General features: G+C 61.4%; 19 protein-coding genes and 1 pseudogene. 13 read left to right on the top strand and 7 right to left on the bottom strand.

From position 1 onward, the window contains the following. Positions 1-4 precede the first annotated feature (4 nt). The 7 genes and pseudogenes from FYJ85_RS09075 (at position 5) to FYJ85_RS09105 (ending at position 9,049) form a co-directional block, all read left to right on the top strand. Positions 5-1,129: a glycoside hydrolase family 5 protein gene (locus FYJ85_RS09075; RefSeq protein ID WP_158704123.1), complete on the top strand. Its 1,125-nt coding sequence runs from the start codon at positions 5-7 to the stop codon at positions 1,127-1,129. A gap of 18 nt (positions 1,130-1,147) precedes the next feature. Then, positions 1,148-1,849 (top strand): prepilin-type N-terminal cleavage/methylation domain-containing protein, encoded by a 702-nt coding sequence (locus FYJ85_RS09080; RefSeq protein WP_106054228.1) that lies wholly within the window; start codon positions 1,148-1,150, stop codon positions 1,847-1,849. A 16-nt stretch (positions 1,850-1,865) separates the two neighbouring features. Beyond that, positions 1,866-3,398 carry a glycoside hydrolase family 5 protein gene (locus tag FYJ85_RS09085; protein ID WP_106054227.1) on the top strand — a complete coding sequence of 511 codons (1,533 nt, stop codon included), beginning with the start codon at positions 1,866-1,868 and terminating at the stop codon, positions 3,396-3,398. Between the two features lie 186 nt (positions 3,399-3,584). Next, positions 3,585-5,021, top strand: a complete 1,437-nt coding sequence (locus FYJ85_RS09090; RefSeq protein WP_154418048.1) for an MATE family efflux transporter — start codon at positions 3,585-3,587, stop codon at positions 5,019-5,021. 282 nt (positions 5,022-5,303) lie between these two features. After that, positions 5,304-7,049 (top strand): annotated as a pseudogene (locus FYJ85_RS09095) (30S ribosomal protein S1); the annotation flags it as partial. Positions 7,050-7,292: 243 nt separating this feature from the next. Then, positions 7,293-8,309, top strand: a complete 1,017-nt coding sequence (locus tag FYJ85_RS09100; protein ID WP_106054224.1) for a phosphotransferase — start codon at positions 7,293-7,295, stop codon at positions 8,307-8,309. Next, complete coding sequence (locus tag FYJ85_RS09105; protein ID WP_206213062.1) at positions 8,306-9,049, top strand: HAD family hydrolase; 744 nt, start codon at positions 8,306-8,308, stop codon at positions 9,047-9,049. Before FYJ85_RS09100 ends, FYJ85_RS09105 begins: the two co-directional genes overlap by 4 nt. On the opposite strand, the gene FYJ85_RS09110 is transcribed toward FYJ85_RS09105, so the two are convergent. Next, positions 8,995-9,900: a helix-turn-helix domain-containing protein gene (locus FYJ85_RS09110; RefSeq protein WP_206213063.1), complete on the bottom strand. Its 906-nt coding sequence runs from the start codon at positions 9,898-9,900 to the stop codon at positions 8,995-8,997. The genes FYJ85_RS09105 and FYJ85_RS09110 overlap by 55 nt on opposite strands. Positions 9,901-10,023: 123 nt before the next feature. Between FYJ85_RS09110 and FYJ85_RS09115 the strand changes: the two genes are divergently transcribed. Next, positions 10,024-11,655, top strand: coding sequence for an alpha-L-rhamnosidase-related protein (locus tag FYJ85_RS09115; RefSeq protein WP_177994438.1), 1,632 nt, complete (start codon positions 10,024-10,026; stop codon positions 11,653-11,655). A gap of 140 nt (positions 11,656-11,795) precedes the next feature. Here FYJ85_RS09115 and FYJ85_RS09120 read toward each other — a convergent pair whose 3' ends face one another. From FYJ85_RS09120 to FYJ85_RS09130, 3 genes are read right to left on the bottom strand one after another with little or no spacing between them, the layout of a single operon-like run. Beyond that, entirely contained in the window at positions 11,796-12,815 is a 1,020-nt protein-coding gene (locus FYJ85_RS09120) for an MlaD family protein (protein WP_154418054.1), read from the bottom strand. A gap of 18 nt (positions 12,816-12,833) precedes the next feature. Continuing rightward, positions 12,834-13,655, bottom strand: a complete 822-nt coding sequence (locus FYJ85_RS09125; RefSeq protein ID WP_154418056.1) for an MlaE family ABC transporter permease — start codon at positions 13,653-13,655, stop codon at positions 12,834-12,836. Next, positions 13,655-14,191, bottom strand: a complete 537-nt coding sequence (locus FYJ85_RS09130) for an ABC-type transport auxiliary lipoprotein family protein (RefSeq protein WP_206213064.1) — start codon at positions 14,189-14,191, stop codon at positions 13,655-13,657. The genes FYJ85_RS09125 and FYJ85_RS09130 overlap by 1 nt, the downstream gene beginning before the upstream one ends. Before the next feature lie 165 nt (positions 14,192-14,356). Between FYJ85_RS09130 and dxs the strand changes: the two genes are divergently transcribed. Continuing rightward, entirely contained in the window at positions 14,357-16,201 is a 1,845-nt protein-coding gene (dxs, locus tag FYJ85_RS09135; RefSeq protein WP_154418060.1) for a 1-deoxy-D-xylulose-5-phosphate synthase, read from the top strand. Between the two features lie 74 nt (positions 16,202-16,275). Here dxs and FYJ85_RS09140 read toward each other — a convergent pair whose 3' ends face one another. After that, positions 16,276-17,796 carry an alpha-L-rhamnosidase-related protein gene (locus tag FYJ85_RS09140; RefSeq protein ID WP_154418062.1) on the bottom strand — a complete coding sequence of 507 codons (1,521 nt, stop codon included), beginning with the start codon at positions 17,794-17,796 and terminating at the stop codon, positions 16,276-16,278. A 189-nt stretch (positions 17,797-17,985) separates the two neighbouring features. Between FYJ85_RS09140 and FYJ85_RS09145 the strand changes: the two genes are divergently transcribed. Genes FYJ85_RS09145 through FYJ85_RS09155 form a run of 3 tightly spaced genes read left to right on the top strand, consistent with a single transcriptional unit; the run spans position 17,986 to position 21,303 of the window. Beyond that, positions 17,986-19,023 (top strand): GntR family transcriptional regulator, encoded by a 1,038-nt coding sequence (locus FYJ85_RS09145; RefSeq protein ID WP_158704120.1) that lies wholly within the window; start codon positions 17,986-17,988, stop codon positions 19,021-19,023. Positions 19,024-19,039: 16 nt separating this feature from the next. Continuing rightward, positions 19,040-19,762: a prepilin-type N-terminal cleavage/methylation domain-containing protein gene (locus FYJ85_RS23065; RefSeq protein ID WP_106054214.1), complete on the top strand. Its 723-nt coding sequence runs from the start codon at positions 19,040-19,042 to the stop codon at positions 19,760-19,762. A gap of 14 nt (positions 19,763-19,776) precedes the next feature. After that, on the top strand, positions 19,777-21,303 hold the full coding sequence (locus tag FYJ85_RS09155; protein WP_206213065.1) for a glycoside hydrolase family 5 protein: 1,527 nt from the start codon (positions 19,777-19,779) through the stop codon (positions 21,301-21,303). 139 nt (positions 21,304-21,442) lie between these two features. On the opposite strand, the gene FYJ85_RS09160 is transcribed toward FYJ85_RS09155, so the two are convergent. Together FYJ85_RS09160 and FYJ85_RS09165 are read right to left on the bottom strand one after the other, a co-directional pair. After that, complete coding sequence (locus FYJ85_RS09160) at positions 21,443-22,987, bottom strand: glycoside hydrolase family 5 protein (protein ID WP_206213066.1); 1,545 nt, start codon at positions 22,985-22,987, stop codon at positions 21,443-21,445. A gap of 55 nt (positions 22,988-23,042) precedes the next feature. Continuing rightward, on the bottom strand, positions 23,043-24,623 hold the full coding sequence (locus FYJ85_RS09165; protein WP_154418070.1) for a glycoside hydrolase family 5 protein: 1,581 nt from the start codon (positions 24,621-24,623) through the stop codon (positions 23,043-23,045). A gap of 579 nt (positions 24,624-25,202) precedes the next feature. Between FYJ85_RS09165 and FYJ85_RS09170 the strand changes: the two genes are divergently transcribed. Continuing rightward, the gene (locus FYJ85_RS09170) at positions 25,203-25,583 is read left to right on the top strand and encodes a YgdI/YgdR family lipoprotein (RefSeq protein WP_154418072.1); all 381 of its coding nucleotides are present in this window, start codon (positions 25,203-25,205) and stop codon (positions 25,581-25,583) included. Positions 25,584-25,608: the final 25 nt, after the last annotated feature.

Genomic DNA, 25,608 nt, shown 5'->3' on the forward strand with positions numbered 1-25,608 from the left:
GCGCATGAAAACGATGATGTCCGGCATGGCCGCGGCCTTCCTGCTCGCGGCGGGAACCGTGCTGCCGGCCGCCGAAGCCGGCAAACCGTGGCCGGAATTCCGGCTGCGCGGAATCGATACCGCGATCTGCGTCCCGACGGAATCGGGATTTCTCGACGAGGCGTTTTTTCGGCGCCTGGCGGAGTGGAACGTGAATGTGGTCCGGGTCGCCTTCTCGGTCGACCGCAAGTCGCCGTGGGACGTCAAGGCGGGCGACCCGGTGCCGCCGGTTCCGGCCGACAACCCCATGCTGCCCTACCGGAAAAATCTCGAAGGGCTCGAGCAGGTCGTCCGGTTCGCAAAGAAGTACAACATCTATGTGGTTCCGGCGCTGTTCAACGTGGTCGGCCGCCAGGGGGACTTCATGCTCCGTTTCAAGGACGGCGACGAAGGGTATTACGCCAATGTTGCCCCGGTCTGGGAGCATCTCGCGCGCAGATACAGGAATGAGAAGCAGGTGCTGGCCTACGACATCCTGAACGAGCCGAACGGACATCACGCCAGAGTGTGGCGCGACCGGTTCGCGCAGGAGACCGTCGACCGGATCCGGGCCGTTGACCCCGACACCTGGATCATCTACGAACCGCCGCCGTGGTCGCTGCCCGACCAGGCGTTCGAGGAGATCGAGCCGCTTGCGGGCGACCGGCTGGTCTACTCGTTCCACTTCTATTATCCGCACAGCTACACGCATCAGGGAATCGGCGGCTACCGGAAGCCCGAGTTCCGCAGGCCCTATCCGGGCATGCTGCGCAATTTCTCCGACAACAAGCCGCAACTGTGGGATAAGGCGATGCTGGAGAAGTCGATGCGGAACGTGATCGAATTCCGGAAAAAGCACGGCGTGAAGATCTTCGTCGGGGAGTTCGGCGTCATCCGCTGGGCCGAAGGCAGCGACCGCTGGCTGAAGGACGCCATCGAGCTCTTCGAGGCAAACGGCTGGGACTGGACCTTCCACTCCTACTACGAATGGAACGGCTGGAACCCGACCTGCTCCGCCGATGACCCGCCGGCCGGCACCGGGGACGGCGGCAGAAACACCCCGATGCTGCAGGTGCTCACCGGTTACTGGAAACAGAATCAATCTTTATAAGGAAAGGAATACAGAAATATGTCCCGTAAACCATTCACTCTGATCGAACTGCTCGTAGTGATCGCGATCATCGCGATTCTCGCCTCCATGCTGCTGCCGGCGCTGAACCAGGCGCGAAGCCGGGGGCAGGCCGCCAACTGCATCAACAACCAGAAACAGATCGGGCAGGCATTGTCGCTTTATGCCGGGGACAACCGGGATTTTCTGCCGCTCGTGCGCCTTAACAATGAGGCCAATTACTGGAGCAAGACTCTCGCGCCTCATCTCGGGCTTTCGAAACTGGACGGGGTGACGGTCCGATACGACAAGGTGCTGAATTGCGGTTCCTCGAAAGAGATTGAAACGTATGCGAACAATTATACCTACAACGGCAATTACGCTTATAACAACGCAATCGGGAATGTCGGCGGAAGCAGCTGGCAATATCCCGGGGCAACAACCAAAGCGCCGCGTATGCTCGGCCGTTTCCGGCAGCCGTCCCAGGGGGTGACGCTGGCGGAATATTCGCGGGTGGGGAATTCCTCGGACGGAGGCAATGCGTTTGATGAAAAATGGTCCGGCTGGGAGGCCATGACGGCACCCGGCAGGGTTGACCGGTTCCGTCACGGAAATCAATCCAATTACCTGTTCGCCGACGGGCATGCGGCGGCGGAGCAGTACACCCGTTTTGTGACGGAGTCATTTGCGGGCTTTCTGCTTTCCCAGACGATTTACCGGTAACATAGTGAGGGTGCATATGAAAAAAGCTGGAATGGCGATGGTGTTGCTGACGATGGCGGTATTTCATGTTTTTTCGGCGGACGACGTCGTTTTTTCGGAGGGCTTCGATACGCCGGAGGCGGTGGCGAAATACGGGCCGGGCGATGGGATTTCGTTCGTGCCGGAGGGCGGCGCCGGCGGCAGCGGCTGCATCCGCTTTCACCGCGATACGGTGGGAGACAGCTGGCTGCTGATTCCGATCGATCCGGCCGAACTGCGCGGCCGGGCGATTCAGGTCGAGGCGATGATGAAGGCGGAGAAGATCGCCAAGCCGTCCCCCGGCTACATGGGGCCGAAACTCATGCTGAATCTGCAAAGTCCGGGCGAAAACAGCCACTCCGAGCAGGAGAAGGTGCACGGAACCTATGACTGGCGGAAGTTCCAGGTGTTCGCGCAGGCCGCGTCCGACGTAGAAAAGGCGGTTCTGGCCATCGGCATCCAGCACGGACAGGGAACGCTCTATATGGATGACGTGAAGATCACGCTGGTGCCGACCGGGGAAACCGAGGCGTTCGTGCCGCCCGCCGCTCCGCTGCCGACCCGGACGAAGTACCGCGGCATGATGTCCGGCTACGATCTCAGGGAGGCGGACATCCGCGACTTCGCGCTCGATTTCGGCGGCAACCTGCTGCGCTGGCAGCTGCTGCGCGGCAAGGCCGACACCAGCACGCCGGAACTCTACCGCGCCTGGCTCGACGCCGAGCTCGACAAGCTCGACGCGGTCATGCCAGCCCTGAAGAAGTACGGCGTGAAGGTCGCGATCGACCTGCACGGCGGCCCCGGCACGAATCAGGACCGGTTCCTGACGAACCAGCTGAGCTGGGATGTTCCGAACCAGAATCTTTTCGTCGAGACCTGGGAGAAGATCGCCCGGCGCTACAAGGGCAATCCGATGATCTACGGCTACGACCTGCTGAACGAACCGCGCGAAGACAACTACGTCTACGAACCGGACGGCGCGCTGGAGTGGAACCGGCTGGCGCTGCGCACTGCGAAGGCGATCCGGGCCATCGACGCCGAGGTGCCGATCATCATCGAGAGCGCCAAGGGCGGCGGACCGGCCGGACTCAAGACGCTGCGCCCGGTCAATCTGCCGAACATCATTTACAGCGTCCACATTTACAGCCCGCACACCTACACCCACCAGGGAATCACGGCGGCGGGGCGGGAGAGCCGGGTGGTCTATCCCGGCAGCATCGACGGCGTGGAGTGGAACCGCGACAAACTCAGGCAGACGGTGCAGGTCGTCCGCGATTTCCAGCTGAAATACAACGTTCCGATTTTCATCGGCGAATTCTCGGCCATCGCCTGGGCGCCGGGCGCGGAGCGGTATCTGGAGGATTGCATTTCGATCTTCGAGGAGTACGGCTGGGACTGGACCTACCACGCATTCCGGGAGTGGACCGGCTGGAGCGTCGAACACGGCGGCGTGTTCGAAAACCAGTTCCCGGTTGAGAATTCGCCGCGCAAGCAGGTGCTGAAGAAGTACTTCGAGCGCAACCGCGAGTGAGGGCGCCTCCGGGAACAAACGGGAAACAGGTGCAGCCGCAGGGTTGATAAAACGAAAACACGTGCTATATTACGGATTTTCGTTTTCTGATGCACGTCGCCACCCGCCGCAGGGCCTGAAGCTGCAGCGCAACTCTTCGTGCAGCACCGGATTCGCCGCTTCAGGAAGTATGAGTATCAACCCGTTATGGCTTCTTCACTCTCCGAACAAATGACGCATGAACTCGGCACGCAGTCGATTTTCCGGCTGCTGCTGCGTTTCAGCATTCCGTCGCTCATCAGCAATTTTCTGTTTACGATCTACAATGTCGTCGACCGCGTATTCATCAGCTGGAAGCTCGGCACCGACGCAATCGCCGGCGTCGGAATCACCTTCTATCTCTTCATGATCTTCATCGCGGTCGGCATGATGTTCGGCATCGGCGGCGGCACGCTCGTGTCGCTGAAGCTCGGCGAGCAGGACAAGGCCGGGGCCGAACGGATTCTCGGCAACGTGATCATGATTTTTCTGGTCGGCGGCGCACTGACCACACTGCTCGGCTTCCTGTTCCTGAAGCCGCTGCTCTACTGTTTCGGTGCGAGCGACATCACCTATCCGTATGCGGCGGAGTATTTCCGCATCCTGCTCTGGTTCATGGCCGCCGACTTCCTGTCGATGGGAACGACGAACATCATCCGCGCCGAAGGCAGCCCGAACTTCTCGATGTGGTATATCGCGGCCGGCTGCTTTGTGAACATCGGGCTGGACTACCTCTTCATCATGGAATTCGGCTGGGGAATCGCCGGGGCGGCGTGGGCGACCGGGATTTCAAAGGTGCTGTCGACCGTCCTCATGTTCTGGCACTTTTCGGTCGGGCCGTTCCGCTACCTGACGCTGCACTGGCGGAATCTGCGGATCGACTGGAAATACCTGACGGCAATGAGCGCGATCGGACTTTCCCCGCTGATTCTGCAGAGCATCAACTCCGTGCTGAACGCGCTGATCAACACGACGCTGCTGCGGAACGGCGGCGACAAGGCCGTCGCGTCGATGACCTGCATTTCGACGATCATCATGCTGCTGATGATTCCGACCTTCGGCGTCATGATGGGCTACCAGCCGATCGTCGGCTACAACTACGGCGCCCGGCAGTTCCGCCGCGTCGCGCAGACGCTGAAGGGGGCGTTTCTGATGAGCGGCGGCGCGACGCTGTTGCTCTATGTGCCGGTCATGCTCTATGCGCCGGTCATCGTCGGCTGGTTCTGCAACGGCGACCCCGGCGTGGTGCCGATGGCGTCGCACGGACTGCGGATCTTCTTCCTGCTGTTCCCGCTCTGGCCGATCTTCTGCATCGGCTCGAATTTCTTCCAGGCGACCGGGCGGCCGAAAAAGACGATCTTCCTGACCGTATTCCGGAACGGGCTCTGCTTTCTCGGGTGCATCCTCATCCTGCCGCGATTCTTCGGGCTCGACGGCGTCTGGGCGACGGCCCCGATCGCGGACGGCCTGGCCGCCGCCGTGATCTTTCTCCTGCTGGTGCGCGAATTTGCGGTCCTCCGTCAGATGGAGGCGGAAGCCGCCGCGCAGAGGGATGCGGAAAAAACCCCGGCAGCTCCGTCCTTCGAAGCCGCCGGAACAGCCTGACCGCACCCCTTGCCCCGGAGCGGATTTCCGGAACCGGCCATGCTCCGGAACCGTCCGGACCGTTTTGCCGGAAACATATCGCGTATCTCCTGAACAGAAACAGTTTGCGCTTTTTCCGAAATCCGGTCAAAAAAAGATGATTTTTTTGAAAAAAATGCCATAACTGCTTGCAATTTACCGGAGATAAGGGTATTTTAACAGAATGTGGCCCCCGGTGTCGGCGATTCGCGCCGGGATTCGGGGGATAATATTAACCGGTAACCAACAAAAACAAGAACACAAAACAACATGGCAGAAGAAAACAAATTCGCGGACAGTTTCCTGGACTTCTCGAACATCCCGGGCTCGATGGAAGAGCTTCTGGCGTCCGCCGAAAGCACGAATGCTTTCAACAAGGGCAAGATCGTTGAAGGTACGGTTGTCGCGAAGCGTCCGGACGGCGCGCTCGTGGACATCGGCTACAAAGCCGAGGGCTTCGTTCCGGCATCTGAGTTCCTCAAGTTCGATGAAGTCGCGATCGGCGACAAGATCGACGTCTATCTCGAAGAGATCGAAAACCGCAACAACATGCCGGAACTCAGCCTCGAAAAGGCCAACTCGATCAAGGCCTGGAACCGCATCACGACCGAATACGGCGAAGGCTATGTTGTCAAAGGTTTCATGCGCCACCGCGTCAAGGGCGGCATCATGGTCGATGTCGAAGGCTTCCCGGCCTTCCTGCCCGGCTCGCAGCTCGACGTGGGCCCGGTGCACAATATGGACGATTACATCGGCAAAGAGTTCGACGTCAAGATCATCAAGATCAATCAGGACCGCCGCAACATCGTCGTTTCGCGCCGTGAACTCCTCGAGGAGTCCCTCCGCGAGTCGCGCAGCAAGCTGCTGAGCGAAATGAAGGTCGACGACCTGCGCAAGGGCATGGTCAAGAACATCACCGACTTCGGCGCGTTCATCGACCTCGGCGGCGTGGACGGCCTGCTGCACATCACCGATATCTCCTGGGGCCGGATCTCGCATCCGTCCGAGGTGCTTTCGGTCGGTCAGGAACTCGAAGTCGTCATCATCGGCATCGACAAGGAGAAGGAGCGCGTCTCCCTCGGCCTCAAGCAGAAGACCCGCAATCCGTGGGATGACGTGGTCGCGAAGTATCCGAAGGGCAGCAAGATCAACGGCAAGGTCGTCAACATCATGCCGTACGGCGCGTTCGTCGAGATCGAAACCGGCGTCGAGGGCCTGATCCACGTCTCCGAAATGAGCTGGACCAAGCGCGTCAGCAAGGCGAGCGATGTCCTGAACATCGGCGACGAGGTCGAAGCCGTCGTGCTCGACATCGACCGCGACAGCCGCAAGATTTCGCTCGGCCTGCGCCAGAAGGAGCGCAATCCGTGGGAAGTCCTGGCCGAGAAATATCCGGTCGGCCGCCGCATCAAGGGCAAGGTCCGCAACATGACCAGCTACGGCGCGTTCGTCGAAATCGAGAACGACATCGACGGCATGATCCACGTCTCCGACATGAGCTGGACCCGCAAGATCAACAATCCGAACGAGGTCCTGAAGCCGGGCATGGAGGTCGAGGCCGTGATTCTCGACATCAATCCGGAGCAGCAGCGCATCTCCCTCGGTCTCAAGCAGGCCGAGTCCGACCCGTGGGCGAGCATCAACGATCTCTACAAGGTCGGCGACGTCGTCAAGGGCAAGGTCACGAAGATCGCGGCGTTCGGTGCGTTCGTCGAGCTCTCCAACAAGATCGACGGCCTGATCCACATTTCGCAGCTGAGCCGCGACCATGTCGAGAAGGTCAAGGACGTCCTGAACGTCGGCGACGAAGTCGAAGCGCGCGTGATCAAGGTCGATACCGACGAACGCCGGATCGGTCTCTCGATCAAGGCGGTCGGCGAAAACTTCTCCGACGAGGACCTGAAGGCGGCCGAAGAGGAATACACCGCCGCGCTGAAGCCGGGCGAAGCCATGGTCGACATGGGCGAAGTCTTCAGCAGCGAGTCCCTCGCGGGCCTCAAGCTCGACTGAGCGTAAAATCGCCTCGAAAGGCCGGGAGAACGAAAGTTCGACCGGTCTTTTTTATTTCCTTCCCGCGCGGTTCCGGGCCGGCGGGACACCGGTTTTGCAAGAATTTCATCTGTTATTCATTTGAGAATGATTTGCATTTCATCCGGGGAATGGCTATATTGAAGGGAACGAGTCAATGAGAGAGGAGCCGGAATTGCGGAAGCCGATCGGCCTCCGGCCGTTCCGGACGCCAGGGGAGCGGACATGTGGAAAAAATATCTGGGGCACCTGCCGGAGCGGGACCCGCTTTTTCAGTACCTGAAGCATGAGATTCAGCCGCAGCTGGGCGGCTTCCTGAATCATCCGGATTACCGTGTCTTCCAGCTGCACGGGTCGAACGCCGTTTATCTGTACGAAGAGAAGCATCGCGGCACGCTGGTAATCGGCAAATTTTTCCTGTCGGACCGGGAACGCGACCCGGCCGCCGCTTCGCGGAAACTCGAACGCGAATACCACAACCTCGCAATGATGCACGGCAGCGGCTTTTCCGGCAGCCCGCATTACATCGCCCGTCCGCTCGGGCGCAACGATTGGCTGAACCGGCTGCTGGTGATCGAATACTGCTACGGGGAACTGCTGAGCAGCATCATCATGCGGGCGATCCGGAACCGCGACAGCGGTCTGCTCTATGCGAAGCTGACCGCGCTCGCCTACTTCCTGGCCCGGTTCCACAACAATACGGCGTCGGGCTGGAGGATCGATTTCAATGAAGCGGCGGCGTATATGGATTCGCTGACCGGGCGGCTGCAGTTCCAGAACCAGATCGGCGCCAACGGCGCGAACGAGCTTTATTATCTGCGCGACCGCTGGCGGGAACAGCCGAAGATGTGGGAGGATTGCCAGGTGTTCGTGCACGGCGACGCCACGCCGGATAATTTCCTGTTCGGGGACGGCCTTGCGGTCATCTCCTTCGACCTCGAACGGCTCAAGCGCGCCGACCGGGTGTTCGACACCGGGCGGGTCGCTGCGGAGCTCATGCACTTCTTTCTGCTGATGACCGGGAACAAATACGCGGCCGAGCCGTTCATCGGCCACTTCCTCTGGGAATACGCCTGCCATTTTCCGGACCGGGAGCGGACGTTCGAGCAGACGACGCGCCGGGTGCCGTTCTATATGGGGACGACGCTGCTGCGCATCGCCCGGAACCCCTGGCTCGACTGGAATTACCGGCTCCGGCTGATCCATGAAGCGAAACAATGTCTGAGGAGGTGGTATCTGTGATCCGGGGACTGATATTCGACATCAACGGGACCGTCATCGACATCCTGACCAACGAGGGGGAGGAGAACATCTACCGCGTCCTCTCCAACTTTCTCGACTACCAGGGAATTGCACTGAGTCCGGACGAGCTCCGGCGGCTCTATTTCGAGATCAACAAACGGCAGCGCCGCGAAAGCGCGGAGGAGTACCCCGAGTTCGATGTGAAGGCGCTTTTTGCGGAAATCGTCGACCGGCACGCCACGGCATTCACGCATGCGCTGCCGAAGCCGAAGCGGAAAGTGCTGCCCGAGGTGCTGGCCGAACTCTTCCGCGCCGCCTCCCGCTTCCGGCTCGAGCCTTATCCCGATGTCCGGCGCGTGCTGGACGAGCTGCGCGAGGATTACCGGCTTGCGGCGCTTTCGGACGGGCAGAGCCTCTGGGCGCTCCCCGAACTGCGTTCAGCCGGGCTGGCCGGTTATTTCGATCCGGTCCTGATTTCGAGCGACCTCGGCTACCGCAAGCCGGATAAGCGGATGTTCGAACTCATGCTGGTCAAGATGGATCTGGCTCCCTCCGAAGTGCTGTTTGTCGGCAACGACATGTACCGCGACGTCTTCGGCGCGAACCGGCTCGGCATCCGGACCGTATTTTTCAAATCGAACCAGGGCGACCATCGCAAGTCGGGCGCCGAGCCGGACTACATTATCTACAACTTTTCGGAGCTGCCCGAAGCGGTCCGTTTTCTGTCGAACCGCGCCTGACGGTATTCGCGCGGCGGCATCCGGTATTTTCGCGAGAAGAGCTTTGTGAAGTAGTTGCTGTCGCAGAAACCGCAGCGCATGGCGACCTCCGTGACCGTCAGCGCGGTGTCGCGCAGCAGTTCGGCGGCGCGTTCAAGCCTCAGCTCGAGCAGATAGCCGATCGGCGTGCAGTTGTAGGCGCGCCGGAACATCCGGATCAGCGTGCATTTCGAACGGCTGCCGATTTTCGAGAGTCCGTCGAGCGTCAACGGCTCGGCATAGTGGGCTTCGATGTAATCGGTGACCTGCGACAATCGATCGAATTCGTCCTCGCTCGCCCCGGTTCTTTCGGGATACGCCCGGCAGACCAGACCGAGAAGCGCCATGAAGTGAAGCTGCAGGAAGAAGCTCCAGCCCGGATTCCGGTGCTGCTGCTCAATCAGCATCGCGCTCATCTCCTCCTCCGCCCGGCGAAGCTGGGAATCGTTCAACGCCAGATGGTTCAGCCCGGAACCGCCGCCGGAAAACCGGCGGACGGGCGGAAAGAGCAGGTGATATCCTTCCGTCTCGGCCAGCTCCGAGACAGGCAGCCGGAGCTCCTCCGGGACGAACAGCACATTCGCGATTTCGAGCGACTCCACGCTGCTGTAAGTATGCATGACGCCAGGCGGAATCAGGAACACGTCGCCGCGCCGGATCGGACTCTCGCCGTTTTCGGTCAGATGGACGCCGCGCCCGCGCCGGACAAGCACGAGCTCATGAAAGTTATGTTCGTGCGGAATCTCGTTCGGCTGGCGGAAATTGAAAATCCGCAGCGGAAGGCCGGGCAGCACCTCCTTCCGGTCGATCAGTGTAATTCCATCGTTGTTCATTGAATAGTTCCGGTTTTGATCATAATATACCATACACTGATAATTTTATCAAGGTTTTTTACGTCATCCGGATTTATAATGGGTGCGTGACAATCGCATCGGGACCATATGAACGGGAACAGTATGAAAAAAATCGCCTATGCCAATGCCGTTGCGGACGACAAGGTCCGCAGGTTCGTGCCGCCGGTCCGGGTCGTCCGGGAATCGGCCGGCGTCTCGGATTCCGCCGCTTTGCTCGACGGAGTGCACACTCAGAGCTTCGTACACTTCAATCCGCGCGAGTGCGTTCTGCCGCCCGGCGGAGAGATCATTCTCGATTTCGGCCTCGAACTGCACGGGCTGCTGACCGTCACCACCGGCTGCATGAAGCTCTCCCGGGCGCGCATCACCTTCGGCGAATCGGTGTCGGAGACGCTGGGCACGCCGACGCAGGATCACGCGATCCATCAGGAACTTCTTTCGCTGCCGCAGCTGGGGCAGGTCAACTTCGGACAGACCGCCTTCCGCTTCGTCCGGCTCGAAATTCCTGCCGACGCGCCGGAAGTCCGGCTGATCGGCGTCGTCGCGACCGCGATCTACCGCGACTGGGAGTACCGCGGAACCTTCCTCTCCGACGACGAGCGGCTGAACCGCATCTGGGAGGTCGGCGCCTACACCGTTCACCTGAACTGCCAGGACTACATCTACGACGGCGTCAAGCGCGACCGGCTGGTCTGGATGGGCGACCTTTATCCCGAGATCCGCACGATCCTCGCGGCATTCGACGAAACCGCCCTGGTCGAAAAGAGCCTCGACTTCGTCCGCGACCACACCCCCGACGACAAATGGATGAACACCGCGTCGAGCTATTCGTGCTGGTGGGTCATCTGCCAGCGCGACTTCTATCTCTACCGCGGCAATTACGCCTATCTGCGCGAGCAGAAGAGCGCACTCTCGAAGCTGCTGAACCGGCTTCTGGCCTGCGTCGCCCCGGACGGCTCCGAGGCGCTGACCGAATGGCGTTTTCTCGACTGGTCGACGGCCGATGACGATACGCTCAAACACGCCGGTTTGCAGGGGCTGCTGGCCTGGACCTTCGACTGCGGCGCCGATCTCGCTTCAGAGCTGAACGATCCGCGCCTCGCGCTCCGCTGCCGTGTGGCGGCTTCGAAGCTGCGCACGGTCGCGCCGGACTGCCGCGGCAACAAGATCGCCGCGGCGATGCAGATTCTCGGCGGCGTCGGCGACGCCCGGAAGCTGAACGACGAAATCATGCGGAACCGGCCCGATCACGGCATCAGCACCTTCTACGGCTACTTCGTGCTGCTGGCCCGCGCCGAGGCCGGCGATGTCGCCGGCGCGCTCGACGTGATCCGCAGCTACTGGGGCGGCATGCTCGACTTCGGCGCGACGACCTTCTGGGAGGACTTCGATCTGGAGTGGACGCGCAACGCCTACGGCATCGACCAGTTGCCGGTTCCGGGCAAGGACGATATCCACGGCGATTTCGGCAAGCACTGCTACACGGGGCTGCGCCACAGCCTCTGCCACGGCTGGGCCGGCGGACCGGCCGCGTTCCTGACCGAAAAGGTGCTCGGCATCCGTCCCGCCGCCCCCGGGTTCGTACAGGCCAAAATCGAACCGTGCCTCGGCGGGCTCACCCGGGTCGAGGGGAGCCAGCCCACGCCCTTCGGTGAAATCGAGCTTTCGGTCCGCAAAATCGGCAACAAGGAGCGACGGCTCCTGAAGCTTCCGAAGGAGGTCCGTGAAGTTTAGTCCGGATGTCGCATGAGAACGTCTCAACTTCTCTCCGTTCCGGCACGTTTTCAGGCAATGTCCGGGCCGGCACCCGGATATGAGGACCCGGGAAAGGCGGCAGCGAGCCCGCAGGCCGGGGGGCCCGCCGCACAGTCAGATCAGGGAAGGACGGGCTTCTCCTGACGTCCCTTCACGAACTGGTTCGGGTCGTTTTCGACGTTCTGCGTGAACTCCTGCAGCTGCCGCAGCGAATTGTCGAGACGGGTCAGGGTCATTTCAAGCCGCAGCTTCAATGCGGCGGCGTCGTCGCTGAGCTTTGCGCCGCCCGCCTCGGCCTTTTTGATCGCGGCGGAAGCGTCGGTCAGGAACGTATTCAGGCTTCTGACCATGGTGCCGAGCTCGGGGCTGTCGCCGAACTTGCGCAGCGAGAGAATTCCGGCATCGAGGTTGTCGATCGCGCGATTGACCTTCTGCACGTTCTCTTCGGAGAGCGCGGCCTGCAGCCGCCGGCTTGAAGTTTCGAGGTTCGAACAGATCTGATTGATGTTGTTCAACGTGCTTTTGAGTTCGCCGCGATTCAGGATTTCGCTCATGTTGTCGAGCGTTTCATTCAGCTTGTCGGCGAGCTGGATGAAGTTGACTTTCTCGAGTTCGTCCAGCATGCGGCTGATGTTCTGGATCGCATTGCCGATGTGCGACGGACGCGACGGGATGTAGATGACGCCGTCGCCGGGCTGGACGTCGAGATGCGGCATCGCCGGAGGCAGCGAATCGCTGACCGACAGCTCAAGATAGGCGCCGCCCATGATGCCGGCCGCGTTGATGAAGCAGCTCATATTCTTCTTGCGCATGACGGTCGCGAAGTTCGTGCCGCCCGGCGCATAGTCTCCGGCGAGATCGTCGTCCTGTTCGACCGCCGACGGGAAAATGTCGAAGTAAACCGCGATGTAGCCGTCCTTCTGGCGCATGGTCATGGCGGTGATTTTGCCGACCGGGAGCCCGAGATACTTGACCGGAGAACCGACCGCCAGCCCCTCCACCGACGTGTTCAGGACCGTCATGGCCCGGTAGCGCGGCTCGAACAGCTTGCCGACGCCGACCGAAATGAAACCGATGACGAGGAGAGCGATCGAGATCAGCAGGAATCCCCCGAGTTTCAACCGATTTGCTTCATTCATGATTCGATATTCCCGTGATTAACTTACAAAACTGAACAGCGCGGTCATGGCGGCATCGGTGACCACGATCAGAAAAATCGACGTGACGACCGCGCCCGTGGTCGCCTTGCCGACCCCCTGCGCATCACGTTCGGCACTGACGCCTTTCCAACAGCCGACCGCGGCGACGATGACCGCGAACAGCATGCTCTTGACGATCCCCTGCGCAAGATCGACCGGCTGGATGACCTCAAAGGTCTTGCTCAGATACTCCGCGATGGATGTATTCAGCATCGAACAGACGATGAACATGCCGCCGACAATGCCGCAGACATCCGATATGATCGTCAGCCCCGGCATGACGAAAATCAGCGCAATGAGCTTCGGAACAAGCTCGAAGCGGCCGACATCGAGTCCGAGCGTGACCATCGCATCGAGCTCCTCGCGCGATTTCATGAGCCCGAGCTCGGAGGCGAAGGAGGAGCCGGTACGCCCGGCCAGCACGACCGCCGTGACCAGCGGCGCCAGCTCGGTCACAATGACCGTTCCGACCAGGTTCACCACGAAATTGTCCACGCCGAAGCGGCTGAGCTGAACAATCGCCTGGAACGCGAGGATGACGCCGATCAGGAACCCGAGCAGCGCGATGATCGGCATCGCATCGGAACCGCAGCTGTCCATATAATAGCAGACGCTGCGCCACTTCAGCTGCCGCGGGTGCCGCAGCGACTGCGAGGTGGAACGGAGAAGCTGGTGTGAAAAGCCGAGGAAACCGAAGAACTCGTTCCACATCGCAATCGACGAGTCGGCGATCTGCAGACAGAGCTCCCGCAGCGACCGTTCGCGCTTGATTCCGTCCATTACCGGACATCCCCGAGTTCGGTGCGGCTCCAGAGCGCAAGACGGTCAGCCAGCCGGCCGACCGCCACGCCGGCGGCCCGGGCCACGGCTTCGGCGGAATCTTCCTCGACCGGAACCGAGAAATCGAAGCGGAACTCCCTCCGGTCGTCCGGCAGCGACCAGCTGCCGGCCAGACGGAACTCCTTCCGCGCCGAGTCCACTTCAAAAACCTCGAGCGTTCCGGCTACGGGGACCGGCACGGCCGACTCCGAATCCGGCCGCAGTGCAAGATTCAACGCGCGGGCGACCAGCTGTTCGGGCGGCAATGCCCAGCGGTTGTAGGGGTCGCGGATGACCCGGCCGGAGGCGTCGCGCGACTGCATCCGGCTCCCGGCGGTCGAATCGTTGCGGAATTCGAGCATGCGGAGCGCACGACCCGTCTTTTCGGCCTTTTCGAGCGTAAGATCGAATTCCCCAACCGGCCGGTAAGATTCGAAAAAACAGCCGGAAAACAGCAACACCGCCAGACATGCGGCGAAAACAACGAGCGATTTCATGATCCCGGACTCCCCCTTCGTTAAAAACAGACCGGCCTCCATTAATAAAATACCCGTCCGGCGCGCGAATTTCAAGAAGCGGAGATTGTAAAACACGTATTCCGATGGTATTTTATGCAGGAATAATAGTGGAATGGAATCCGCATTCAGGAGAGATTACGCGGAATGTATCTGGAACAAATCGATTCCCCGGCGGACCTGAAAAAACTTCCGCCTGACGCGCTCTGCGCATTGGCGAAGGAGATCCGGGAGCTCATCATCGACACGGTCAGCGAAAACGGCGGCCACCTCGGCGCCAACCTCGGCACGGTCGAGCTGACCATTGCGCTGCATTATATTTTCGACATCCCGGCCGATTCGCTCGTATTCGACGTCGGTCATCAGGCCTACACGCATAAGATACTGACCGGACGTCGGGAATTCTTCCGCACCCTGAGGCGATTCGGCGGATGCGCCGGTTTCCCGCATCCGCGCGAGTCGAAATTCGACGCGAGCGTGGCCGGGCACGCCGGAACCGCGATTTCGACCGCGCTCGGCATTTCGACCGCGCTCGGCGCCGCGTCGAACCCGCACAAGGCGATCGCGGTGGTCGGAGACGGCTCGCTGAACTGCGGCATTTCGCTTGAAGGGCTCAACAACGCCCACGCCGGCGGGAAAAATCTCATCATCATCCTGAACGACAATAAAATGTCGATCTCGCGGAATGTCGGCGGCCTCGCCCGGTCGCTGAACCATATTATATCAGGGAGCTTTTACAACCGGTTCAAAACCGCCGCCAAGCGGCTGCTGTTTTCGCTGCCGCGTCACAAAACGCTGCACAAGATGATCCGGCGGTTTGAGGAGACGGTCAAATACCTGATCCTGCCGGGCGGGCTCTTCGAAGAGCTCGGCATCCGTTACATCGGGCCGATCGACGGTCATTCGATTCCGGATCTGCTCTATCACCTGCGTCACCTCGAAAGCCAGCAGGCCGGCCCCGTGCTCCTGCATGTCACAACCGAAAAGGGGCGCGGCTATGAACATGCACGGCAGAATCCGGCCCGCTACCACGGCGTTCCCGGCTTCTGCAAGGCGACCGGCGCAATCGCCTCGTCCGGCAAACCGTCCTTCTCGAGCGTGTTCGGCGAAGCGGCGGTCGAGCTGGCCGCTCGCCACCCCGAGATCCACGCGATCACGGCGGCCATGAAAGACGGTACGGGGCTCACTCCGTTCGCGGAAGCGCACTGGGACCGTTTTCATGACGTCGGCATCGCCGAAGAGCATGCGGTGACCTATGCCGCCGGGCTGGCGATCGGCGGCCTGCGGCCGATCTGCGCGATCTATGCGACCTTCATGCAGCGGGCGCTCGACTGCGTCTATCACGACGTGGTGCTGCCGCAGCTGCCGGTGATCTTCACGCTGGACCGGGCCGGGGCGGTCGAAGACGGACCGACGCACCACGGCATCTACGACCTCGGTTTCCTGCGCGCACTGCCGGGCCTGACCGTCATGGCGCCGCGCTCCGGAGCGGAGCTGCGCAGAATGCTCGAATTCGCCTACGAGCTGAAGCGGCCGGTCGCTATCCGCTATCCGCGCGGCGGCAGCAACGTGCCGCCCGGCGCCTGCGTGCCGGAACTGCAGTTCGGCCGGGCCGATGTGGTCCGGGCGGGTGCGGGGCCGGTGATCTGGGCCATGGGGCCCGAAGTCGACACGGCGCTGGCGGCGGCGGAACTGCTCAATATGGATTGCTGCGTCGTCAACGCGCGCTTCCTTTCTCCGTTCGACGCGGAACTGGCGCGGAAGCTCGCCGAGGGGCGGACGACCATTTCAATCGAGGACCATGTGCTCTCGGGCGGACTCGGCACGGCGCTCGACGAAGCGCTGTCCGGAACGCCTCATGGCGGAATCCTGCACTTCGGCTGGCCGGCCGACCGGCCGGTTCCGCACGGAAAAGTCGGCTGCCTGCGGCGCGAGTTCGGCCTGACGCCGGAAGCGATCGCGGAAACCGTGCGGAAAACGGCCGCGCCATGAACCGGAAATGACGCCATGAAGCGTCCGCCGGAGGGAGGACGAAACGCCTCCCCGCCGCCGCAACGCCGCCGGAGTCAGCGCAGGAAACAGGCCGGCGTGCAGCTCCAGGCGTGACAGGCGCTGTTGATGAGGGCGTCGCCGTACGGCGACAGGAAATCGTCGCCCGGCACATAGACTTCCCAGAAGGTGTCCGCACCGAGCCGCACCATGCCGCCCCAGTACGAATCGATCCACGCCTCCGCCTTTTCGCGCAGGCCGGCAAAGCAATACGCTTCGAGCAAATGGTGGTGCATATACGGTGTAACCGGACGCTGCGCGCCCGGAACTTGTTCGACCGCCAGCAGGATTTCACGCGCCTCCTCCGGCGTAAAGACTCCGGCCAGGATCGGCCAGATCTGCCCGGCCCAGGAGACCTCGCCTTCAGGTCCGGAGAGGATCAGCTTCCGGTCCGCGTCGTAACGGAACCGCCGGAGCGCCTGCGCCAGACGCTCCGCTTCCGCGCGGCGGAGCTGCGCCTCCTCCGCATAGCCGAAACGCTCCGCCAGGCGCGCCAGCGCCCGCAGGCTGTAGATTGCGACCCCCTGCATCGGCATCTGCCGGTCGAAAGCGGCCCAGTCGATGAATGCCCAGCCCTCCATGTCGTACCGGACCAGTCCGTCCGCATCGATTCCGGGGCGGAACAGCTCGTACTGCCGGACCGCCAGCGGATACAAATCCCTGCCGAGCTCGACATCCCCGGTTTCGCGGACCAGGTCTTCGAGCGTCGGGGCGAAGAGCAGCGCATAGTCGACCGTATCGTTGCCGTGGCGCAGCTCCGGCTCGGTATAGATGCAGCCGGGAACACGCCCGTCGTCATCGCTCGCCGCCGCCAGCAGCAGGAGAGAACGCTCGATGAGATCGAAGCGGCGGAAGCTCGCCGCATTGGCCCGCGCCTGAAGCCGCAGGTCGCCGAGCCAGAGCCGCCGATCCCGCTTCGGGCCGTCTTCCATGACCGTCTGCATGCAGTTGCGGAGCGTCCGCAGGGCGACGCGGTCGATCGCCGCCCGTTCCGGAGAAAGCGCCGCCGGCGGCTCCGGCAAATCGCGCACCGCCGCCTCGGCGATCACCTCGACCGCGTCGAAAACGACCTGCTCGGCGACGCAGAGGATTTCGATTTTCAGATACCGCAACGAATAGCGGCGCGGCAGCACAAATTCACCGGGGAGGATGTCGAAGTTCACAACCTCGTCCTGCAGCCACGCCCGGCTGAGGCCGCCGTGATAACCGGAAAAATCCGCCGACGCCTCGTACGGCAGTTCGGCCGCGGTCAGCCGCAGCCGCAGCGGCGAATCGTTCCTGCCGACCGGACGCATGCGGAGCCGCAGCCGCCCGACCACGCTTTCGCCGAAATCGACAGTGAAGGAGTCCCCGCCGCCGAATGCACGCTCCCGCAAAGCCGCGGCCGGCGCGAGGTCGCGCATCCGGCACTTCTGCCAGGCGTCCTCACAGAATTCCGGCTCCACCAGAGCCCGCGGCTCCACGGCCCAATGTTCAAGCTCCGGCTTCAGCGATTCCGCGCGTTCCAGCCATTCGGCACGACGATCCCAATCTCTCATTCCGACCCTCCGGATTGTTTCATTATCACCGACATTCTGTTTAAACTAGCCCTGCAAAACCGTCCCGGCAAGTTCTTTTCACCATTTCTTGACATTTTTGCCTTGACATTTTAAAATTTTTTGGTATAATATAAGTGTATCTTATGTGTATACATGAGATACCAGAACAAATCTAACAGTATTTTAACAATGATACAACCAAAGCTCAAAATCACCAAACACTCCACTCCGGCCGAATATCAGCAGATCCGGAAATACGTGATCGACTCGGTGCTGGAGTCCGGCTGTGCACCGAAGCGGCTGGCTTCGATGCGGGAGATGGCGGGCTTCTTCAAGGTCAGCACCGCCACGGTCCAGCGCGCGCTGAAAGAGCTTGTCGACGACGATTACCTGACCGTAAAGCCCGGAATCGGGCTTTTTACGAACCCTGACCGCGGCTGGCTGCGCGAAAAGACCGAAGTCATCGGCGTGCTGGCCGCCGACGGGCGCCAGATCTACTATGAGAATTTTCTGTGGGATCTCCTGTCGGCCGTCGGGCGCCGGATCACGTCGGGCCGGAAACTGCTGTACCCGATCAATCTGTTCCACACGGCCGGCCATGTGCCGGAGAGCCTCGCGTTTCTCTCCATGACCGGGCTGATCTGGCTCGGGCCGGACTTCGCGCCGTCCGCCGCGGCGGACGCTTTCTTCGCGGCTCTGACCGTTCCGGCGGTCACCGTCAACGATCCGCGGGCCGGACACTCCTGCATCAGTTACGACATGGAGCTCGAGGGGTATCAGGTCGGCCGGAAACTGCTGGGAGAGGGACGCCGGTCGCCGGTCGTCATCGCCAAGCGGCCCGATATGCCGCAGATCGCCGGGCTGCGCCGCGCCTTCTCCGAATCGGGAACGCCGTTCAACGACAGGCTGCTCGTGCTGCGCAATCCCGGTATGGCCGACCGTCTCCACACGATCTTCGACCTGCTCGAAATGCCCGAGGCGATCTATGCGGTCGGCGGCATGCTGCGCGACATCGAGCCGGTTCTCCGGGAGCGCCGGCCCGACTTCGACCGCTGCCGCCTGATCGGGGAGTCCTCGGTCTGGAAACCCGACTTCCGGGGCTGGGTCGTCGGCCATGAATACGAGCTTCTGGCGGAAACCGCCTGCAGCCAGCTTTTTGCGGAGATCGACGGCGGCCCCCGCAGGGACCACCGGATTCCGAGAAAAATCAAGTTGCACCATCCATAACCAAGGGAGAGTTCTCATGAAACCGCTGAAACCATTCACACTGATCGAACTTCTGGTCGTCATTGCGATCATCGCAATCCTGGCTTCGATGCTGCTGCCCGCGCTGAACCAGGCGCGCGACCGGGCCAAAACCATCAAATGCACCTCCAACCAGAAGCAGCTCGGCACCTATGTGCAGATGTACACCGACCAGAACAACGGCATCGTCATGAACGACGACGGCAACATCAAGCCCGCCAACAACGGCAAATGGCAGTCGATGCTGATGATGCTCTACATGCCGGGTTCCGAGATCAAAGACTGGGGATTCTACGACGAACAGCTCAAGCGGCCCTACGGCATTTTCGCCTGCCCGGCCGGCGCCGACGGAATGCCGAACCCGGACGGGTCGCGCCACTACGGCATCAACCGCCACTACGCCTCCTATGAAGGCGGCGGCGGCCGGATCATGCGCAAAACCGCCTCGATCCGCCGACCCTCCGCGCGCATGATGCTGATGGACATCGACCGGACCATCGCCTGGGCGACGCCGTGCGCGGCCAACGCCGCCGACCTCTCCGGCAACGCGACCGCCGGAGGCGTCTGGTGGAAGCACGGCAACGGCGCGAACGTGACCTTCGCCGACGGCCACTCCGAATGGAAGTCCCGCAACGACGTCCCGGCCGACGGCTGGACGCCCGACCTGACCAGCCCCCGCTACTTCTGGGGCACCGCCAACATCCAGTATGCGCAGCAGTAAAGGGAGGACCCGGGTTGAAACAGCTTCTTTTCACTCTCGCCGTGCTCTCGGCGCTGCTGCCGGCGGCGGCCCGGGAGACGGTCGGCGGCAATTACGCCGCCCTGCCGTGGAAAAGCACGGACGGCACCGGACGGATCGAAACCGTCGACGGGCGCCGCATCGCCGTCATCGACGTGCCGGAAGGTTCCGAAAAGGGACAGCACTGGCTGACCGCGCCGGTCGATCTTACGCCGTTCCTCGACCGGCGCGTGACCATGTCGGTCCGCTGCCGCTGGAGCGGCGTCACGCCGCCGCTCGAACCGTGGAACGGCGTCAAATTCATGCTCGACTACGTCGGCGGCAACGGCGCCCATTTCTGGTGCCACCCGCAGAAACTCTGGAACAGCCGCGACTGGGGCGAAATCTCCGTCGTCATCGAACCGCCGGAACCGGGTTCGCACTCCGGGCGGCTCGTGCTCGGGCTTGAAAGCAGCTCCGGCCGGGTCGAATTCGACCTCGATTCGCTCCGGACTTTCGTCATGTTCAGCCCGCAGGACCGGGTCAACCTCGACTACAAAGCAAGCTACCCGGAGAAGATCGCCGGCGGCCCGCGCCGCCGCGGCGTCATGTCGCCGCACCGCATGACCGAAGAGGATTTCAAAACGCTGAAGGAGTGGAACGTGAATCTGGTCCGCTTCCAGCTCATGCGCAACTGGGGCAGGCTCGGAACCGAACTCGACCTCGCCGATTACGACCGCTGGATCAACGCCCGGCTGGACCGGCTCGCCGGGGAGCTCGACCTTGCGGCGCGGTACGGAATCAAAGCGGTCATCGACCTCCATACCCCGCCCGGCGGCTCCACCGACGGCAAAAACATGCTCATGTTCTTTGACAAAAAGTACCACGACCACTTCATCGAAGTCTGGAAACGGATCGCGAAACGGTTCAGGGGCCACCCGGCCGTCTGGGCCTACGACCTCATCAACGAACCGACGCAGGTGACGCCCGCGCCGTTCGACTACTGGACGACCCAGAAGAACGCGGCGGAGGCGGTCCGCGCCATCGATCCGGACACCCCGGTCATAATCGAATCGAACGAGGCGGACCGCCCGCAGACCTATCCGTATCTGTCGCCGCTGGCGATGGACAATGTGATCTATGAGGTCCACATGTATATGCCGACGGGATTCACTCACCAGGGGGTTGAAGCGCCCGAACCGTACCGGAGTTATCCGGGATCGATCTACGGAACTGTGTGGGACAAGGAGAAAATCCGCGAAACCCTTCAGCCGGTGCGCGACTTCCAGCTCCGCCACAACGCGAAGATCTACGTCGGCGAATTCTCCGCCGTGATCTGGGCGCCCGGCGCCGACCGATATCTCGAAGATTGCATCGAAATCTTCGAAGAATACGGCTGGGACTGGAGTTACCACGCCTTCCGGGAATGGAACGGCTGGAGCCTCGAACATGAGGGTGAAAGCCACGTCTCCATGCGCCCGTCACCGGACAACGCCCGCAAGCGCGTGCTGCTCAAATACTTTTCGCGCAACACCGCCGAATAGCGCGGACAATCCAAGCCCCCGCAAACGGGATTTCTCCATTTGCGGGGGCCGTTTTTTATTCAGAAAGGGAAAAACCTCCCGTTCTCACCTGCCTCCGAGATGCCTCGCTCCCGGGGGAGAGAGGAGCTTCCTTCAGCTTTTACCGGTTCCGGCTGAAATACTTCAGCAGGACCTTCTTCCGGGGGGTATCCTCCTTCGCGGGCTTCAGGTCGGATGGATTCGTCCCTTCATGCTCGACGCTCCAGCCGGACCACTCGCGAAATGCGTGATAGGTCCAGTCCCAGCCGTACTCCTCGAAGATTTCGATGCAGTCGTTGATGTACTTCTCCGCGCCCGGCGCCCAGGCGATGGCGGAAAATTCGCCGACGTAGATCTCCGCGTTGTGGCGGAGCTGGAAGTCGCGCACCGGCTGAAGGGTTTCGCGGATTTTCTCCTTGTCCCACTTCTCCCCTTCGAGCACGCCGGGATAGACGCTGGACGGCCCTTCGCCGCGCAGCCGCTGGTGTGTGTAGGTCAGCGGGAAATACATATGAACCTTGTAGATGATGTTGTCCATCGCCAGCGGCGACAGATACGGATAGGTCTGCGGCCGGTCGGATTCGTTCGACTCGATCATGATCGGCGTATCCGGGTCGATCTCCCGGATCGCCTCGGCGGCCATGCGCTGCAGATTCCAGTAATCGTACGGCGCGGGCATCGCCTGCACCGGTTCGTTCACGAGATCGTAGGCATAAAGCTGCGGATGGTCCTTGAACCGCTTTGCGATCCGTCTCCAGACCTCGATGAAATGGTCGGCGTACTTCTTCTCAAAGAACATGCGCATGTTGCTGCTCGAAATCTTGCCGCCCGGCGGCGTATGCAGATCAATGACGAATTTGATGTCGTACTCCTTCGCCTGATCCATCGCTTTCTCAAGGTTGTCGAGTTTGCCGTTCAGCCACTGGTCATACTCGGCGAGATCGACTTCCGTCCCGATCGCTCCCCAGTTGCGGGTCTGCTGGGCGCGGATCAGATTCACATTCCACTCCTTCAGGGTTTTGAGGTCCTCGGGGCGGATGGTTCCCGGCGACATGACGCCGCGCTGGCGGCGATGATTCGCGATGCGCTCCGGATATTTGACCTTGTAATCGAGGTTGACCCGGTCCTCCGGCGAAAACAGGATTCCGGCCTGAAGCGAATCGAGGTCGAACTCGATCCGTCCCGAACTGTCCTGCAATCCGAGCGACAGCACGCCGGTTTCGGCCGTATCGCGGAACGTCACATTGAACGCAAGCGGCTGCCAGCCGTCGGTCGAACCGAATGCGCCGTTCGAGCCGGGCCACTGCATCGGCGCCTCCGGCCCCGGCTTGTAGGCCAGCATGAACTTCACGCCGTTGTACGGCTGCGGCGGTTTCGACACATCGGTGCACCGGTAGCGGACGAAAAAGGTGATGGTTCTGCCGCGATACGGTTTCAGGTCGAGCTCCCGCTCGAACCAGTGGTGTCCGGACGCTTTGTCCTTCGGGACGTCGGTGACCAGCACGCTCCTGCCGTCGACGGTCTCAATCCGGCTGTATCCGCCGGCCGGCTTCCACTCCAGCTTCGAAAGTTCCGGGCCGACCGGCCGCAGCCGCGCCTCGGCGGCCGGAAGCGTCACAACCGCGAACACCATCGCGGCAAAAACCGAAAACAGTTTTTTCAACATGGTTTCCTCCATAAAAAAGGCCGTTCCACAAAAACGGCCTTCCTCGGTTGACGGGTTATTTTTCGACGCCGCGCCGGAACGCTTCGAGCAGCGCGTCCTTGCGGTCGTTGCCTTTCGAGGGGGAGAGCCTGCCGGGCATGCCTTCATGCTCGACGCTCCAGCCGTCCCATTCGCGGAAGGCGTGGTAGGTCCAATCCCAGCCGTACTCCTCGAAAACGTCGATGCAGTCGCGGATGTAGTCGGCCGCGCCCGGCGCCCAGGCGATGGCGGAGAATTCGCCGACGTAGATGCGGGCGTTGTGCCGGAGCTGGAAATCGCGCACCGGCTTCAGGTGCTTCCGGATCATCTCCTTATCCCACTTCTCGCTGCCGATCATGCCGGGATATTTGATGAGGTCGGCCTTGCTGCCCTGTTCCCCGAAGGCATTGTGGACAAACTGGTGCGTGAACTGGCCCGGAGCGTACATATGAACCTGATAGATCACATTGTCCATCGCCAGCGGCGACAGATAGGAGTAGGTCGGAGCCGAATCCCAGTCGTTCGATTCGATCATGATCGGAGTATCCGGGTCAATCCGGCGGACCGCTTCGGCGGCCATGCGCTGGATGTTCCAGTAATCGTACTTGGCCGGACGGGTCTGAAACGGTTCGTTGACAAGATCATAGGCCCAGACCGACGGGTTGCCCTTGAACCGCTTCGCGATGCGTTCCCACACATTCACGAAGTGATCGGCATACTTCTTGTCGAAGAACATCGTCATGTTGCGGTCCTCGCCGCGGCCGCCCGGAGGCGAATGCAGGTCGATGACGAACCTGATGCCGTACTTCTCGGCGCGCCTGAACACGTCCTCGAGGTGATCGAGCTTGCCGTTCAGCCACTTGTCGTATTCGGCAAGATCGCGGTCGGTGTTCGACTTGCCCCAGTCGCGGGTGATCTGCGCGCGAACGAGCTTGACATTCCAGTCATGCAGCGTCCTGAGATCGTCGTCCGTAAAGGTGTGCGGAGACATCACGCCGCGCAGGACCGGCGTCTCGGCAACCTCCTTCGGGTACTTCACCTTGTAATTCTGGTTGACGCGCGGAAAGAGCCGGAAGACCCGCAATGTGGAGAGATCGAACTCGACCTCGCCCGAACTGTCCTGCAACCCGAGCTGCAGCCGGCCCTTGCCGGCGGAGTCCGATACCGATACCGTGAAACTGGTCTCCCGCCAGTCGAAGGTGCCCTTCAGATTCGACGGATGGTGCCAGAATTCCCGGCCGTCGCCGTCCTTGTAGTTCAGCATGAACTTGACGCCGTTGTAGCTCTGTCTCGGCGTGGAGACGTCCTTCGCCCGTACCCGGATCATGAAGCAGAGCGATTCGCCGCGGAACTTGCTGAGGTCGACCTGCGTTTCGGCGCAGTTCATGCCGCTCTTATCGGGGCTGTCGGCCGGAACGGTGACGGTCAGGAAGGTCCTGCCGTCCTTTGCGGATTCTCTGCCGTACTTGCCGAGACTCCATTTCGCCTTCGCCAGACCGCTGAATTCGGGGATCGCCGGCGGCAGCGCGTCTTCCGCCGCCACGGACAATGCGAACACTCCCGCCGCGGCGCAGGCCGCAAGCTTGAATGTCCGGGTGAAAAGCCGTTTGAACCGCATGACATGACCTCCTTTGTTCCCCGAAAAGTTGCCACCTTCCTCCTTCGCCGAGGCTGCGGAGGACAAGCCGGGCTTGTCATCCACAGCATTTGCGCGGCGGATGACACTCTCCGGGAGCCCCGCTCTACGGTGTTCCGTGCGGCTCCGCCGTACTCACACCTCCGAGAAAGGCATTGTTAATATTTTTCCGAAAAGTTGCCACCCTTCCTCCTTCGCCGAGGCTGCGGAGGACAAGTCGGGCTTGTCATCCACAGCATTTGCGCGGCGGATGACACTCTCCGGGAGCCCCGCTCTGCGGTGTTCCGTGCGGCTCCGCCGTACTCACACCTCCGAGAAAGGCATTGTTAATATTTCGATGGCATCAACATGCCGTCTCTTTCATCGAAAACGTTTCGATTACCATGTTAACCCAGGATATGAATTCACTATAGCGCGCGGAAAATGAAATGTCAAACCGCAAACCGCAAATTCGGCGTTTTTTCCGGGAACGGGTCGCGCCGCCTTGACTTTTTCAAAAAATGCATTACAGTTATCGGACAGTTACCCGTTATTGTTTTCGATGCAGAGAGGATACGCCAGATGACCGCCAAACGAATTTTCGCCGGTTTGTTCGCCCTTATCACCCTTCTGACGCTCGCGGGCTGCACGTCGCCGCGCCTGCCGGAGGGCCGCTACACCGCCGCCGGGCGCGACGACTTCGCCCTCGTCAACAACGACCTGATCTTCCTTCACATCACGACGCCGGCCGAGAATCCTTCACCGTTCGCGTTCTGGGACTGGGCCGGCGGCTATTCGCTGTCGCCGGAAGGCGTCCTGACGCCGGATATGGAGACGGAGCTCCTGAAGAAGTGGAGTTTCTATTACAGCTTCCGGTATGAAAAAAACATACTGAAGGTCATCGACAAGGGCGAAGGGCGCCCGGTTCTTTCGCTGATCCTCGAAGCCCCCGCCCGCCGGTAATCCCCGGGACATCAGAGCCGGAGAG

Origin of the sequence: Victivallis lenta (assembly GCF_009695545.1) — a bacterium.
GTDB classification, from domain to species: domain Bacteria; phylum Verrucomicrobiota; class Lentisphaeria; order Victivallales; family Victivallaceae; genus Victivallis; species Victivallis lenta.

Coding starts and splice junctions, on each gene's coding strand:
- FYJ85_RS09090 (WP_154418048.1), top strand. CDS start 3,585: ATGGCTTCTTCACTCTCCGAACAAATGACGCATGAACTCGGCACGCAG.
- FYJ85_RS09100 (WP_106054224.1), top strand. CDS start 7,293: ATGTGGAAAAAATATCTGGGGCACCTGCCGGAGCGGGACCCGCTTTTT.
- FYJ85_RS23065 (WP_106054214.1), top strand. CDS start 19,040: ATGAAACCGCTGAAACCATTCACACTGATCGAACTTCTGGTCGTCATT.
- FYJ85_RS09165 (WP_154418070.1), bottom strand. CDS start 24,623: ATGCGGTTCAAACGGCTTTTCACCCGGACATTCAAGCTTGCGGCCTGC.
- FYJ85_RS09075 (WP_158704123.1), top strand. CDS start 5: ATGAAAACGATGATGTCCGGCATGGCCGCGGCCTTCCTGCTCGCGGCG.
- FYJ85_RS09110 (WP_206213063.1), bottom strand. CDS start 9,900: ATGAACAACGATGGAATTACACTGATCGACCGGAAGGAGGTGCTGCCC.
- FYJ85_RS09125 (WP_154418056.1), bottom strand. CDS start 13,655: ATGGACGGAATCAAGCGCGAACGGTCGCTGCGGGAGCTCTGTCTGCAG.
- FYJ85_RS09160 (WP_206213066.1), bottom strand. CDS start 22,987: ATGTTGAAAAAACTGTTTTCGGTTTTTGCCGCGATGGTGTTCGCGGTT.
- FYJ85_RS09130 (WP_206213064.1), bottom strand. CDS start 14,191: ATGAAATCGCTCGTTGTTTTCGCCGCATGTCTGGCGGTGTTGCTGTTT.
- dxs (WP_154418060.1), top strand. CDS start 14,357: ATGTATCTGGAACAAATCGATTCCCCGGCGGACCTGAAAAAACTTCCG.
- FYJ85_RS09145 (WP_158704120.1), top strand. CDS start 17,986: ATGATACAACCAAAGCTCAAAATCACCAAACACTCCACTCCGGCCGAA.
- FYJ85_RS09120 (WP_154418054.1), bottom strand. CDS start 12,815: ATGAATGAAGCAAATCGGTTGAAACTCGGGGGATTCCTGCTGATCTCG.
- FYJ85_RS09170 (WP_154418072.1), top strand. CDS start 25,203: ATGACCGCCAAACGAATTTTCGCCGGTTTGTTCGCCCTTATCACCCTT.
- FYJ85_RS09085 (WP_106054227.1), top strand. CDS start 1,866: ATGAAAAAAGCTGGAATGGCGATGGTGTTGCTGACGATGGCGGTATTT.
- FYJ85_RS09115 (WP_177994438.1), top strand. CDS start 10,024: ATGAAAAAAATCGCCTATGCCAATGCCGTTGCGGACGACAAGGTCCGC.
- FYJ85_RS09140 (WP_154418062.1), bottom strand. CDS start 17,796: ATGAGAGATTGGGATCGTCGTGCCGAATGGCTGGAACGCGCGGAATCG.
- FYJ85_RS09080 (WP_106054228.1), top strand. CDS start 1,148: ATGTCCCGTAAACCATTCACTCTGATCGAACTGCTCGTAGTGATCGCG.